A 12,589-nucleotide genomic window follows, 5' to 3' on the forward strand; every position below is an offset into this window, starting at 1 on the left:
CGCCATTCATGCGGGCGTCCTCGCCTTGCCAAAGCCATCCTCGGGCGTTACGCCAACCCTCACCCTTTTGACAAGCGGCTTGGGGTTTTCCCGAGCCGTGCTGCCTTGGATCGTGCCCGCATGACCCACATCACCCGCCGCACGGCTCTGCTCGGAGCCCTCGCGACCTCTTCCCTTTTGCTTGCCGGCTGCGGGCCCGATGCGGGCGGCTTCGTGCTGCCCACCTCGACCGGCATGAACGATACCTTCACCCGCGGCTTCGTGATGGATGACGGGCTGGTCGCGCAGATCAAGCCGGGCATGGACGTCCAGTCGGTGCTGCAAATCCTCGGCACGCCTTCGACGACCTCGACCGTCGGCAACCGCACCTTCTACTACATCAGCCAAACGATGCGGCGTCGCTTCCAGTTCCAGGATCCGCAGGTCATCGACCAGCAGGTGCTGGTGATCTACTTCAACAAGGGCTTCAAGGTGGAGCGCATCGCTCGCTATGGCCTGCAGGACGGCGTGATCTTCGACTTCATCAGCCGCACGACCGCGACCGGCGGCGAGGAGCAGAGCTTCCTGCGGAACCTCTTCCGCGGCGTTACCAAGTTCAACCCGCTCGGCAGCTGAGTTCGGTCTTCGCTTCCAAACACGAAAAACCCCGCGGCCTTGGTCGCGGGGTTTTTCGTTATGGCCGGAACGCTGGATTCCGAGGAGGGGCCCATTCGGGTCCGGCGGAGCGCGGGATTCGGCGAGAAGCGAACAAAGCCGGCTCCGTCAACGCGCAGCTGCGGTCGCCGCACAGAATGGGGGTGTCCTGCAAGCTGCTGAAAATCAGGGGTTTTATGGCCGGAGAGAGGATTCGAACCTTATACGACGTCAGGGTGTGAAGTGTTCAGTAGCACGCTGGTGGTGAGCCGGAGAAAATGATTCCAATCCGACGATGTCAGTCCGCGTCAAAGCTTGAGGCAAAATGGCAGCCGCAAAGCGGTCGTGGGCGGGGCAGCGCCGCGCCGGCTTGCGAGGCAATTATGTCGAAGTGCTGCCGGGCGTTCTTTTCCGGAATATATGCGACAAACCGATGCCGGAGAGGTCGTACGGGCTGATCACTTCGTGAACCGCGAGAGCATAGCTCAGCGGGATGGCGCACCGGGGCCCCAATACGTCGTGCTCGACTATGCTTCCGAGGACGACAAGAGGGCGCCATATGAGCTTCGCCGGCCAGTGACTGAAGCGAAGTGGTTCGCCACCCACAGCCAAGACGGACGATCGCGAAACACTTTGCCATCGCGATTCAGGCCGTCGGCGGGCTCTTAATTTTCAGATCGGCGAGCGTAGTCGGGTGCTACTTGAAGCCGGGCCTCCGCCGCGCTTTCATGCTGACCTGCGCCGCGAGTGCTGCCTGCCTGTCGGAAGCCTCCTTGGCCAATCGCAGGCCACGCTGCCTGAGCATGTTGTCTGCCCGCTGCTGGATCAGCCTCTCCGTTTCGGAGACGATTCTGGCGTGAGAAATCGATCGGGTTTGGATCTTCAAGAATTGGTTGTCAGCGGCCAAGCGCTGCTTCGAGAGTTCGATCACATGGTTTCCGTTCGGATCCAGATGGAATGCAAAAAGGCCGAGCGAATGCCCGGCCTTTAGAGTGGCTGTAGTCGCTGGTGCCAGTACATCCGTGGTCAGCGGCGACCATTGCCAAATCACGCAGTCTGGAGCTGTTCCGCGGCCATCTTGCCTGACTTGTTGTCGCGTGCGACCTCAAATCCAAGTTTCTGGCCTTCCTGCAGGTCCCGCATTCCAGCGCGTTCGACAGCGGAGATGTGCACGAACACATCCTGGCCGCCGTCATCAGGCTGAATGAAGCCGAACCCCTTGGTGGAATTAAACCATTTCACTGTGCCGGTGGTCATGAGAAACCCTCCTTTTGGCAAGACCTGTCGCTCGCCGACAGAATGTTCGACGAGTTCAGAACGATTTCGAAAGGGGGGAGTTTATCAGAGCCGCGCCAAAGCGCGAAAATAACAACGGCCGTCCAAGCAATCTCGATAGAAAAATTCCTACCCCAGATCGCCGATCAATGCAAGATAATTATCAAATGATCGAATTTTTCTTTCGAGGGTAACGGTTTAAACTATCCTTGTCGAGGATTTTATTCGGAGAAAATTATATCAATGCTCAGCCGCTTCAGATCGGTATCAGCAGGCGCTTCGAGGCGGACAACGCTATCTGGCTGCCCAGAAGCCAAGCACAAGTCCAACGGCAAACGCCCAGTCCACAGCCGCCCGGTGCGAAGTCGTTTCCGGGCTTGACGAATGGCCCGGGCCGCTAGGCGGCGCCGGGCACCTTATCAGGCACGGCCGCGTGAACCTTCCCTTCGGCAGCCGATGAACGCAGCGACATCGGGCGCGAGAAGATCGTGCTTTTCAGCCCGTGACTCGAACAATCCGCGTGCCGTTTCCGGCTCGATCTCGCCGGCCACGAGCAGGACGAACATCTCCTTGTGGTAGTCGGACAGCCTCAGATTCTTGAAGATCGCGTTGGTCAGATCGATGACAGGCATGAGAGTGCCTGCGCTTTGACCCCCAGCATCCGGAAGAAGTTCACCTCCGTCGGCAGGGCCTCGAACTTCTCCCTAACGACCTGGGACAAGTTGATGAAATCCGGGGACTCGACTCAATTTTCGAGCTGATCCTGGCATTGGAGCCTGCTTCCTTGCCCATATTGCGTTCCTCAACCGATCAGTCGTTCGTTTGGTCCGCTGGCACATCCTGAGGAAGGTCGGCGACGCCCTCCGCGCTGAACGGCAGGTTGAGTTCCGGGCCGATATTGTAGCTGGTCATCGACAACGAGCCGAGCGGTGCTCGTGATGCCGCGCAGGCCATCCTTCACGCCGTGCAGAGCTTCGTTGCAGTCGCCGAACTTCATGCCAGCGAAGTAGCGGATTTCACACTCGTGCTTCCATTGCTCGGGCCACGTGGACACCTCGCGGCCGGAGAGGATGGAGAACAGGCGGGAAGGGCGTGCGCCGGCCGTGCAGACTCGCGTGCTGTCCGAAATGGTCTGGCCGTCCGCGACGCTATCGCGCAGGTTAGGGAGTTGCCATAGCATCGTTCGGCGCCGTGCATGCTCCTTGCGCTGATGCGGACGCTCAGGATCCAATAATGTATTCTATACTTCGCTCCGTCCTCTCCCAACTGGTCTCGCGCGGCACATTGAAGGTGACCGGACCAGACGGCAGGAGCTTCAGATGCGGGGACGGCAGCGGCGATCCGGTTGCGATCCGTTTCATGGATGCCCGCGCGATCGTGGCTTTCCTGGCCGACCCAGAAATGAAGCTTGGAGAGCTGTTCATGGATGGGCGCCTTTGCGTGGAAGAAGGTTCGGTTCACGGCTTCCTCGCCTTGATATTGGCCGGCGCGCGCGAGCAGCCGCCGGGGTGGTGGGAAGGCGCGCTCGATCGGGGCCGCTTCCTGCTGCGGCATCTGACGACACGCAACACCCGAAGCCGGTCGCGCGAGAATGTCGCCCATCACTACGATCTCGACGACAGGCTCTATGCGCTCTTCCTCGATCAGGACTGGCAGTATTCCTGTGCCTATTTCGAGACGCCGGAACAGGATCTGGACGCCGCGCAGCTAGCCAAAAAGCGCCATGTTGCCGCCAAGCTCCTGATCGAACCGCAGCATCGCGTGCTCGATATCGGCTGCGGCTGGGGTGGGCTTTGCCTCTACCTCACCGAGGTCGCGCAAGCCCGCGAAGCTCTCGGGGTAACGCTTTCGCGCGAGCAGCTCGAAGTCGCAAATCGCAGGGCGCAAGAGGCTGGAGCTGGCGAGCGGGCACGCTTCGCCTTGCAAGACTACCGCGACGTGAATGGCGAATTCGACCGCATTGTCTCCGTCGGCATGTTCGAGCATATCGGCCCGCGCTTCTTCGCAACGTTTTTCGAAAACTGCCACCGGCTGCTACGGGAAGACGGCGTGATGCTGCTTCACACCATCGGCTGTTCGGACGGGCCGAACCATCCCAATCCCTGGCTCAATCGCTACATCTTCCCAGGCGGGTATCTGCCCGCCCTGTCGGAAATCGTGCCCGTGGTGGAGAAAGCCGGATTGATCGTCACCGATGTTGAGGTGCTGCGACTTCACTATGCCAAGACACTGCAGGCTTGGCGCGAGCGCTTCATGAGTCGCAGGGCGGAGGCTGCGGCTCTGTATGACGAGCGCTTCTGCCGCATGTGGGAATTCTACCTGGCGATGAGCCAGGCCGCTTTCGAGCATCAGGATGTTGTGGTTTTCCAACTGCAGATCGCCAGGCGGCAGGACGCTGTGCCATTAACGCGCGACTACATGGAACATCAGAAGGCTCGCTTGCGCCGAGGGGAGCAGCAGTCCGCGGACTCAAGATAGCGTTCCATGGCTTGGCGGATGTCTGGCAGGGCCGCTTCTCGGCTTTGGGCTCGTCCGCTAACCGCAGTGACCCGCCGAGCGCCATTGCCGAAGCGGCCGGCATGCATGTGGATGGCCCATTGCCACTCTGAAGGCTCGTCTGAGCGGCCTCAGTGCTGGACGAGGGAGCCGACGTAATTGCCGTCGCAATCCACCCCCCAGAACCTGTCGTCGTCGGCTGGACTGGGGTGGCCATTGTAGGTTCGGCGCAGCGTGAGGTTCGGTCTCATCGTGCTCTGATCTGCTCTTCGAACTCCTCCGGAATGTCGCCGTGTCGGGCGAGGACATCGATCGACGCGACTTCGCCTGTCTCATCATCCGCGACCACATGCACGACCGCCAAGCCTTCGGTCGTCCGTCCAAGCCGCTCGCCCTCATTGAGCACGTGGTGCTTGGTTTTCGCCGGCACGCGCAGTGGAGGAGCGTGCGGAAGGTGAAGGAGGGCGATGTAACGGCCGATCTCTATGCCTTCCTCACCACCGATCCGAATGCCGAGGTGAAGGCCATCCATCCCAAGGCGATGTCGGTCATCCTCACGACGCCGGAGGAGTGCGAAACCTGGATGACGGCGCCGTGGGAACAGGCGTGGGCGCCGCAGCGACCTTTGCCGGATGGCTCGCTGAACATCGTCGCCAGCGGTGTGAAAATGGACGGCGGAGACCCGGAGGTTGAGCGGCCGGCGCAGGCCTCCTTGATCTGTCGGAATCCTCGCCGCGAAGCGCGTAGTCGCGGCATGCCGCTCGACTGGTTCACGCCTCCGGTTTACATCGCGGCCGAGAATGCGGGGGTGAGGTATGCCGTCGCCAACGTCGAGCGTGCCGCAGAATTCCTGCTCAGTTGGAACGAGCAAGGCGGCGAACAGCCTGGCGCCTCGCTGTCGCCACCTGCATGGCTGCGATGAAAGATCAGCTGCCGGTCTCTGATGCGAGAGAGGCTTTTGAGGCTGCCGCGGCCCGATCTAGCGGCCGTCCCCTCTAGCGAAACCGTGCTAGCCGGCAGACGCCGACGAGTCTCACTACGTCAGGTTTTTTTGGCGGGCGCGGTCAAGCGGGCTGATGCCTCTGCAATCATTTCCCGACCATGTTGGGTCATGCCTTCGTTTCCAAGCACCGATCCTGCCAACTTCACAAAAGCTCCGCCCACCATGCTAAAGGTGCTGATGGTGGTCCGGGCCCTGCTGCCGGCTCCCGCAACGGCGTCGAGTTCGGCATCGTTCAGCGGAACAGATTTGTCGCCGTCATCGCTCATGATCAGGCTCCCTCGCAAAGCATTGCGTTTAACGGACTTGCTGAGGGAGTTTATGGGGGCTCGTCCTTACGGGAGCCTTACTCCCCTGCGCCCGGATGGTTGCCAGACGATAAGGCCGGCCTTCCTTTGAGCGGTGGCCCTTCTCAGCAAGCCGCGCCAGGGCGCCGGCCGCAAGGGGATCGACGACTTCGACTGGAGCTGTGGCTACTGGCGCGAGGTGTCGGGCGTTGTTCCCGTGGTTCCGGCAGTAGATTCCTGCGCGAGCTGCTTGGCCAACTCCTGCGCCCCAGTCGGTGTCAGTGCGATGGTGACCGACTCCTTGGTGCCCGGCGCTGTCATCAATTCGAAGCGAACTGCGATGGCGTCCGGCCCTCGGAAGACTTGGAATCCGGCTACCCGAACTGCGGGAAGCTCATTGCTTTCAGCCATGGGTTTTCTCCCGTTCCGAAGGTGTGACAATCCACTGCTGGCGTCCTCGGAGTCAAAGGCGGGCTTGTTGCCGCTTGCTGGCGGTCGTCGACGGCCGGAGCCAGAGTACCGGGCGGGCTGGTATCGACTATTTCGAGTAGCACTTACCTGGAGCACGGCCGAGCTCGGGCTATTCCCGAAGACGCGGTGATCAGAAGGACATTCGGCCGGCGCAGGAGTATTCCGAGCAGTCTAATCGACAGCTAGCTCCGCCTGCCAGCTTTTTCGCTCTGCGATTTCAGACAGAGCGATCTGACGCAGATCGTACCCCTCTCGAACGGTGTGGTCGATCTGCTCGTTCAGATGCCCGAGAAAGGGGTTTTCGCGCATATCGGGCGGAGGAAGAGGTTCATTGTCGAACCAGCTCACTTGCGCGTGATTTCGGAGTTCTTGCAGACTCTGTGTCCAGAGCGAGTAACGAAACACAGCTTTGGAGTTTGGAATGAGGACAAAGCCGACATTCGTTGGAAGTGTCGCATGTTTCAGCATGGCGACAAGCCAGCACTCGCTCCGAGGGTTAGCGCTTTTTCCCGGCCCGGATCAGCTCGACGTCACGCGCGACCAGGACGGTCCGCTTCAAAATCCCGACTGGTTTGTCCTCGCTGTAGCGATCTAACCGGAAGCGCGCCGTGACCCGGCATTTGCGCATGCTGGCCTCCAACTCGGTCTTGCACTCGCTGCGCAGGAAACGGGCATCGGTTGAGCTGACGCTCCGCGCGAGCAGCATGACATTGGTGTTGGCGGTGATCCGAACGTCATCATCGTCAGTCCAATAGACCTGAACATTCGCAAATTCGATATCGCGCCCCTGCCATTTGTCCGGCGCATTGCGCACGTCTCTCGGGCTGACACGCTTATAGGTGCGTTTCTCGGCCCCTTCGGGAGGCGAGGCAGGTGCCCGGGCCGGCGTTGCTGGTGCCGGCGCCGGGGCAGCGACATCGTCCTGGTAGAGCACGAATGGCACGGCGGTTTTCCCATCAAACCGGCCAAGGCCGTACAAGAGACGACCACCCTTGTCCGTCGAATCCGCCTCGACTGTCGCGTTCGCATCGATGATCTTGCAAGAAGGGCCGACCGCCGCGAGGGCATTCTTGTATTCGCCCTTCAGCGTCTTCTCGAAGTCATTAATATCGGCGCACCAGAACCCGCCGCGCTTGCCGGCCTGGACTTTCTCAGCCGCAGCCGGACCGCATGCCGCAAGCACGACCGCCAATGCGAGAAGAAGCCTCACTTCACCCTCCAGCGCCACCCGGTGCGCGTATTCATGGAGCGTGACGTCGCGCTGCGTCAATCCGGCGAAAGCGGGCGGCCCCGCGAGGACCGCCCGTCGCACCGGGATTGGTGGTCGATGCTCCATCCGTGGAGGTCGGATGGTGCGACGCCGTGGATAAAGCGGCGAGGCCATGTCATTTGGCCTTTTCCGCCAGATCGGCTCCGGGCGTCGGCGAGCATCTCAGCCACGGCGCGTGCCCTCGGGGCGGGGGCGGGGCCTGGCGGTCAATAGGTCTCTCGTCGCTTCAGGCCGTTCTCGTCGAACGTTTCGGCCCCATCGCCTGCCCGATTGCGACTGCATGCGGGCAGGCGCCAATGTCCGGAGGCGGCGCATTTTACTCGCGACGACAAGTCGAGGGGGTTCCGGCAATTCGGCAACCACTTCCAACTAACGACGCCTGTGAATGACATCGCCTCGGCAGCTCATGGGGCCATCGGCCTGCGGACTTTGTCCGTTCCCGCAGGCATCAAGGTCCAGGCCCGTCTGGCTTTCATGACCGCCGGTGATTCAGTTGGCGCGATCGTCGCGTGGGACCCGGACTGCGGCGTCCCCACCCTGACGTTCCCCTTTGTCGTGTCCCACCGCCCTGTCGGGGGGCAAGCGCAATTCGGATTTACGATCGACGTCACCACCAATGCCTCACGGCAGATCTACACGGGCGATGGTGGCACGAACGCTTTCCTCAACTTGTACACGCACGGCTGGAAGGATCTCCGGGACGAGTATAACTGATGTCGCTTAGCGTCTTCGACGTCGCATGCTTCGGGACAAGCCTGACCACAAGCGAGGTTTCTAGAGAGTGGCAGCCTCAGGTGCAGAACCGCTTACAGGCAGGTGCCAGCAAGTTGGTTCGGATGTACAGCCTGGGCGAATCCAGCACGACTCGGCTTGGGGCTTGGCTAATGTGCAGCGAGTCATCAATACCCGAGCCAAGGCGGCCCTGATCGAATTTGCGATCAACGACGGCTTCGCTGGAAACGCGATGTCTCTGGAAACCAGCCTCGCCAACACTCGGGCGATCGTGCAGGCGGTCAAAACGGCTGCCCCGCCGATGGCGGTCTTTCTGGTGACCACCAATCCCGTGCTTGATGACCGACCGAACCTCGCCTCTTACTATGCTCAATACGCGACGGCGGCGAGCCTAGAGGGTGTTGGGCTGATCAACAACCGCTCGGGGTGGCCTGCCGCCAACTATACTGACATGCCGGATGGCGTGCACCCGACACTGTCGGCGCTTTTGCAGTACCATGTGCCGAACATCGTCAGCGCGTTGAAGCCGCTCGTCGGGTAGAGTCACTGGCCAGCAGCGGGGCCGCTCTTCACGACAAGCGGCCTGATAACCTCGACCCAAGCGCGATACCCCGCCGCGTTCAGGTGGATGCCGTCATAGGTCTTCTCGTTCTCAAGCAGGCCAAACTTGTCGATAAGCACCGGCGTCAGGTCGACCCACTCGCCGCCGGCCTTCGTCGCCGAGGCGCGATCGCACGCCATCCATAGCCGCACTGGCGAACAAGTGCTGGTAGATGACCAGTAGAATTGCGATGCCTCTCAGGCCATCAATCGCGGGAATCCGTGCGCTCATCCGAGAGGCACTAGCACGGCTCTGAGCGCGACAGAATGCCTTTCCCAATACGGGAAGTCCTTGAAGGCGATCAAGCGGGCGACTTTTGCGGGGACGCGTCAGGCTCTGAAGGAACTCTACTTCCCCGCCTGACGCGCTTCCGCCAATCCATGATCGGTCTTTCGAAAGCCCAGTGCAGGATGACCCCGACGGCGACGGCCGAGCCGGCGATCAGCATCAGCTTCAAGGGCCACACCAGTGAAGTTGGCGCCAGAAGCTTAGTGATGGCCGCGATCATGCCGGCCTGAGCGAGATAGATCGCATAGCTGGCATCGCCGATGAAGCATAGGAGGCGAGGGGCGATCTTTCCGGCCCGCTGCAGATCGAGCGTAGCCAGGAGGATGGCGGCCGCGGGGACGCCGAATGTCAAAAGGCGGTAATTCGTATCGAGGAAATGATCGAGCGCGATAATCGCCAGGATCGACACAGCGATCGCCGCCACGGCCACGGGGGCCGACATCAAGGCTCGGGTTCGTCGAAGGGTGATCTCGGCGATTGCCACGCCAAAGGCGAATTCAAACAGGACTGAATTCGTTGCGAAAGCGCGCCACGGAGACTCCTCGGCCGCAACCCAACCGGAAGCATAGAGGGCCAGCAGGGCGGCGGTCAGCCGAACGAGCAATTGCCGGCGCGAGCCTACCATGAGCCCAAACCAGATCAGATAGAACGCGAGCTCGTAGAATAGCGTCCAGCCCGGGTTCAGAGCGGGATAAAGGAGCGTGCTGCCGGGCGAGAAGGCAGGGATAAGCAGCGCCGATTTCAGATAGTAGTCCCAGTTCGGGAACAGATAGCCGTCGCGCGCATAGGCGATGATGGAAGCCCACGGCAGCTCGGGCAGCGTCAGGAGCCAATAGAGCGGGAACACGCGCCAGAAGCGGTTAGCGATAAAGCTCGGGTTGGCCGACCAACCCTCGTCGCGCGTGATCCAGGCGATGATGAATCCGCTGAGCACGAAGAAGATATCGACGCCCGCAACCCCGGCCCTCACCTCAATCTTCGGGATAGAGGGGTCGACGGCATAGAGCCCGCCGAGATGGGCCACGACGACGGCTAGTGCTGCGAAGCCTCGCAGCGCTTGGACATTCTCTAGGCGGCCCTGCATCCCGGCCGCTTAGCACATTCCCACCCAATCGACCAACGCCGCCTCCGGGCGGCTTTTCTTTGCCTGGAGCATTTCATGGACACGACCGCAGTGCAGCGGGCGCTGGTCGCGCTCGGCTATTCGCTTGTTGTTGATGGCGTCGCCGGCCCGAAGACGAAGGCCGTCGTTAAGGCCTTCCAGATTTCGCACGGCCTGCATGTCGACGGCATCGTCGGGCCAAGGACCGAGGCCGCGCTGATGGCGGCTATCGCGGTCAAGCCGCAATCGATGCCGGCCGTAGACATCGACCGTTCAAAGTTCTTCGCCTTCCTGCGATCGGGCAAGGCGCCGATGTTCGGCACGTCGCTGTCCTCCGGTCAGGTCAAGGGCATCGAGGGCATCCTCGACGGCTTCACGAGGACCGGCGACGGTCGAGACAAGACGCTGGCCTATGGTCTGGCGACGGCGCGGCGCGAGGTCGGCGCCGGCATGGTCCCGGTGGGCGCCGTCATCCTTCGGGGTGGCGGCTTGCGTTCGCGCCAACTTCCGAATTGGGTTGAGATCGGGCCAAGCGAAAAGGCTCGATCTACTTTCGGGCCGTCGGATGGCTGAGGAGGACCAATTGAAAGACAGGGCATTCTATGCGTGGATTGCCGGCTTCGCGGTGGTCGTGGGCGTGCTGGTTTGGAGCCTCAGCCCCGGCTCTTCGGAACATCCGTCGATCGGAGGGGGCGGTTATGACCTCTCCGGCCCAGTCTACACCCTGATGCTGCTGGCATTCACGGGCCTCTGGTCGGTTGCAACGCTGCTAACCGGCTTGAACCACAGCGACGCGGGAATCCGACGTCACGCGTTCATCCTGGCGGTCATCGGCCTCATCACCTTCTCCCTGTCGGTCATGATCTGGGGCAACAACCTGAGTTAGCGGGCCCGGGGGCGGGAGGCGCACTGGCCGGCGGCCGACGAACTGACGAGGGGCTCCGTAGATATTCCTCCACTGGTTGATCGGCTTTCGAGATGTCGAGGGGATTTGGAATCGCCAGCGTCGGCCCCATAAGTGGACGCTCGAAACGTCGGCAACGGGTCGACAGGTAACATCGGGAACCGAGCCGACTGAGCTACTTGAATGTGCGGCAGAAGTCCCAAGGAAGGCCCCTATGCGAGCGATTCCTGATCGAAATCGATCTAAGTTGAGAGGTCGCAAACCAATTCAGCAGCCTCGCCGCGGTTAACAATCGTTACTTCTCCAAACGACGTTGGGGTTGCACGAGCAAGATCTGTTCCGAGGACATTTTCAACCTCTCGCCTTGAAGCAGCAAATAAAATTGAGACGACGCTTATCCCGTTCTCGATACCCATGTCGAAGGTCAGTTGTTCGGTCCGAAGACCGCGATAGATTCCTCGTAGCGGGATACGGATCCGTCGATAGCCGGCAACGTCACGATTTTCTACTTCGGCCTTCCCGAATGCTCTCACGAAGGGCGCGGGAAGTTGCACTCTCGCGGAGGGAGACGCACCCGGATCGGGAACATACCGATTGCGTACATCTTTCCAAAGGGCGGACATGGGCGCGGATGTTCTGCACACAGTCTCGCTATCGGCCTTTTCGATTCCGCCAATAAAATCATCGAGATTGACGACATCGGCAATAACGGGGCAACCAGCCCACAGACACATGGCAAAGGCTGCCGCGAGTAATTTCGTCATGAACGCCAAGCCTGTCGAACGATCAAGGTCCGACGGCTATTCACTGCCAGGATGCGTGTCAAATCAACAAGACAGCGAGCGTCCGCAACGGGTCGGGAGCCGACGTTCCCGGCCTGGCCTCCGAAAGGGGGCTGGGCTTAAGATTTGACATTGCCATGTCGTACCAGCGCGCTAATTTTCCCCGTCCGGTATATCCTTACGGAGGTGGGATCTATGCCGTTCTCATCGCTTAGTGACCCCGTTGATCTCGCCCGGGCGCAGGGGGCCTTGGATTCCGCTTGGGACGAAGTCAGATCGATCATTCCCCACGCGTGTGAGGAGCAAGAGCGTATTCGGCTGGCTTACATCGTGGCGGCCTTGGTGCATGTCGCCGAAGACGAAGATGACCTGACACGGCGGGCCATCGAGCGATACCGGCAATCTGCCGCCGCATGATATCGGCCCCGTCAGCTCAGGCTGGCGGGGCCTTTATTGCTCCACGCCGCACAACACAGCAAACTCCGCAGGTTCTCGCAAGTGACCTATTGGCGCCCCGATCAGCCATCATCATCTTCGTCGTCCTGCCAGCGACGATTATAATAGCGGCGCCTCCGCTCCCTCTCCCATTCCCGCTCACGTTCGTAGCGATCCCTACGGTAGCGGTCGTAGCGGTCCCTGCGGTCGTCCCACTCACGGGGTGGAGGCTCGGAGGGCACGTAATACTGCGCATACGCAGTCCCCGCCACCGCGCTCGTAAGGGTTCCGCCTATCAGGGCACTCAGGAAAC

The 12,589-nt window shown here is 61.1% G+C and carries 18 protein-coding genes and 1 pseudogene; 8 read left to right on the forward strand and 11 right to left on the reverse strand.

Annotation, left to right across the window (positions count from 1 at the left end; genetic code table 11):
- Positions 1–120: 120 nt before the first annotated feature.
- Positions 121–615 (forward strand): outer membrane protein assembly factor BamE, encoded by a 495-nt coding sequence (locus tag AC1DNE_RS11655; RefSeq protein ID WP_476803784.1) that lies wholly within the window; start codon positions 121–123, stop codon positions 613–615.
- Positions 616–1,330: 715 nt separating this feature from the next.
- Here the strand turns inward: AC1DNE_RS11655 and AC1DNE_RS11660 are convergent.
- The 4 genes from AC1DNE_RS11660 to AC1DNE_RS11675 form a co-directional block, all read right to left on the reverse strand.
- Positions 1,331–1,564: a hypothetical protein gene (locus AC1DNE_RS11660; RefSeq protein WP_441468333.1), complete on the reverse strand. Its 234-nt coding sequence runs from the start codon at positions 1,562–1,564 to the stop codon at positions 1,331–1,333.
- Positions 1,565–1,680: 116 nt separating this feature from the next.
- The gene (locus AC1DNE_RS11665; RefSeq protein ID WP_441468332.1) at positions 1,681–1,890 is read right to left on the reverse strand and encodes a cold-shock protein; all 210 of its coding nucleotides are present in this window, start codon (positions 1,888–1,890) and stop codon (positions 1,681–1,683) included.
- Between the two features lie 437 nt (positions 1,891–2,327).
- Positions 2,328–2,540, reverse strand: a complete 213-nt coding sequence (locus AC1DNE_RS11670) for a hypothetical protein (protein ID WP_441468331.1) — start codon at positions 2,538–2,540, stop codon at positions 2,328–2,330.
- Positions 2,541–2,710: 170 nt separating this feature from the next.
- The gene (locus AC1DNE_RS11675; RefSeq protein ID WP_441468330.1) at positions 2,711–3,088 is read right to left on the reverse strand and encodes a DUF7696 family protein; all 378 of its coding nucleotides are present in this window, start codon (positions 3,086–3,088) and stop codon (positions 2,711–2,713) included.
- A 53-nt stretch (positions 3,089–3,141) separates the two neighbouring features.
- Between AC1DNE_RS11675 and AC1DNE_RS11680 the strand changes: the two genes are divergently transcribed.
- Together AC1DNE_RS11680 and AC1DNE_RS11685 are read left to right on the forward strand one after the other, a co-directional pair.
- Positions 3,142–4,386, forward strand: a complete 1,245-nt coding sequence (locus AC1DNE_RS11680; RefSeq protein WP_476803812.1) for a class I SAM-dependent methyltransferase — start codon at positions 3,142–3,144, stop codon at positions 4,384–4,386.
- Positions 4,387–4,840: 454 nt separating this feature from the next.
- Positions 4,841–5,077, forward strand: a pseudogene (locus AC1DNE_RS11685) (SOS response-associated peptidase); the annotation flags it as partial.
- A 368-nt stretch (positions 5,078–5,445) separates the two neighbouring features.
- Here the strand turns inward: AC1DNE_RS11685 and AC1DNE_RS11690 are convergent.
- From AC1DNE_RS11690 to AC1DNE_RS11705, 4 genes are all read right to left on the reverse strand, one after another.
- Positions 5,446–5,673, reverse strand: coding sequence for a hypothetical protein (locus AC1DNE_RS11690; protein ID WP_441468329.1), 228 nt, complete (start codon positions 5,671–5,673; stop codon positions 5,446–5,448).
- Between the two features lie 204 nt (positions 5,674–5,877).
- A complete protein-coding gene (locus AC1DNE_RS11695) occupies positions 5,878–6,102 on the reverse strand; it encodes a hypothetical protein (RefSeq protein WP_441468328.1) in 225 nt (74 codons plus the stop codon).
- A 231-nt stretch (positions 6,103–6,333) separates the two neighbouring features.
- A complete protein-coding gene (locus AC1DNE_RS11700; RefSeq protein ID WP_441468327.1) occupies positions 6,334–6,630 on the reverse strand; it encodes a hypothetical protein in 297 nt (98 codons plus the stop codon).
- Between the two features lie 28 nt (positions 6,631–6,658).
- Complete coding sequence (locus tag AC1DNE_RS11705) at positions 6,659–7,432, reverse strand: hypothetical protein (RefSeq protein ID WP_441468326.1); 774 nt, start codon at positions 7,430–7,432, stop codon at positions 6,659–6,661.
- Positions 7,433–7,813: 381 nt separating this feature from the next.
- Between AC1DNE_RS11705 and AC1DNE_RS11710 the strand changes: the two genes are divergently transcribed.
- Positions 7,814–8,146, forward strand: coding sequence for a hypothetical protein (locus AC1DNE_RS11710; protein WP_441468325.1), 333 nt, complete (start codon positions 7,814–7,816; stop codon positions 8,144–8,146).
- Positions 8,147–8,309: 163 nt separating this feature from the next.
- The gene (locus tag AC1DNE_RS11715; protein ID WP_441468324.1) at positions 8,310–8,705 is read left to right on the forward strand and encodes an SGNH/GDSL hydrolase family protein; all 396 of its coding nucleotides are present in this window, start codon (positions 8,310–8,312) and stop codon (positions 8,703–8,705) included.
- A gap of 2 nt (positions 8,706–8,707) precedes the next feature.
- On the opposite strand, the gene AC1DNE_RS11720 is transcribed toward AC1DNE_RS11715, so the two are convergent.
- A complete protein-coding gene (locus AC1DNE_RS11720) occupies positions 8,708–8,905 on the reverse strand; it encodes an SGNH/GDSL hydrolase family protein (protein WP_441468323.1) in 198 nt (65 codons plus the stop codon).
- A gap of 161 nt (positions 8,906–9,066) precedes the next feature.
- The gene (locus AC1DNE_RS11725; protein ID WP_441468322.1) at positions 9,067–10,137 is read right to left on the reverse strand and encodes an acyltransferase family protein; all 1,071 of its coding nucleotides are present in this window, start codon (positions 10,135–10,137) and stop codon (positions 9,067–9,069) included.
- 75 nt (positions 10,138–10,212) lie between these two features.
- On the opposite strand from AC1DNE_RS11725, the gene AC1DNE_RS11730 reads away from it, so the two are divergent.
- Together AC1DNE_RS11730 and AC1DNE_RS11735 are read left to right on the forward strand one after the other, a co-directional pair.
- A complete protein-coding gene (locus AC1DNE_RS11730; RefSeq protein WP_441468321.1) occupies positions 10,213–10,728 on the forward strand; it encodes a peptidoglycan-binding domain-containing protein in 516 nt (171 codons plus the stop codon).
- Positions 10,721–11,041, forward strand: a complete 321-nt coding sequence (locus tag AC1DNE_RS11735) for a hypothetical protein (RefSeq protein WP_441468320.1) — start codon at positions 10,721–10,723, stop codon at positions 11,039–11,041. The genes AC1DNE_RS11730 and AC1DNE_RS11735 overlap by 8 nt, the downstream gene beginning before the upstream one ends.
- 260 nt (positions 11,042–11,301) lie before the next feature.
- On the opposite strand, the gene AC1DNE_RS11740 is transcribed toward AC1DNE_RS11735, so the two are convergent.
- Positions 11,302–11,823, reverse strand: a complete 522-nt coding sequence (locus tag AC1DNE_RS11740) for a hypothetical protein (protein ID WP_441468319.1) — start codon at positions 11,821–11,823, stop codon at positions 11,302–11,304.
- 213 nt (positions 11,824–12,036) lie between these two features.
- Between AC1DNE_RS11740 and AC1DNE_RS11745 the strand changes: the two genes are divergently transcribed.
- Positions 12,037–12,258, forward strand: coding sequence for a hypothetical protein (locus tag AC1DNE_RS11745; RefSeq protein WP_476766050.1), 222 nt, complete (start codon positions 12,037–12,039; stop codon positions 12,256–12,258).
- Positions 12,259–12,589 lie beyond the last annotated feature (331 nt).

The organism is Allobosea sp. 05L423 (genome assembly GCF_056397745.1).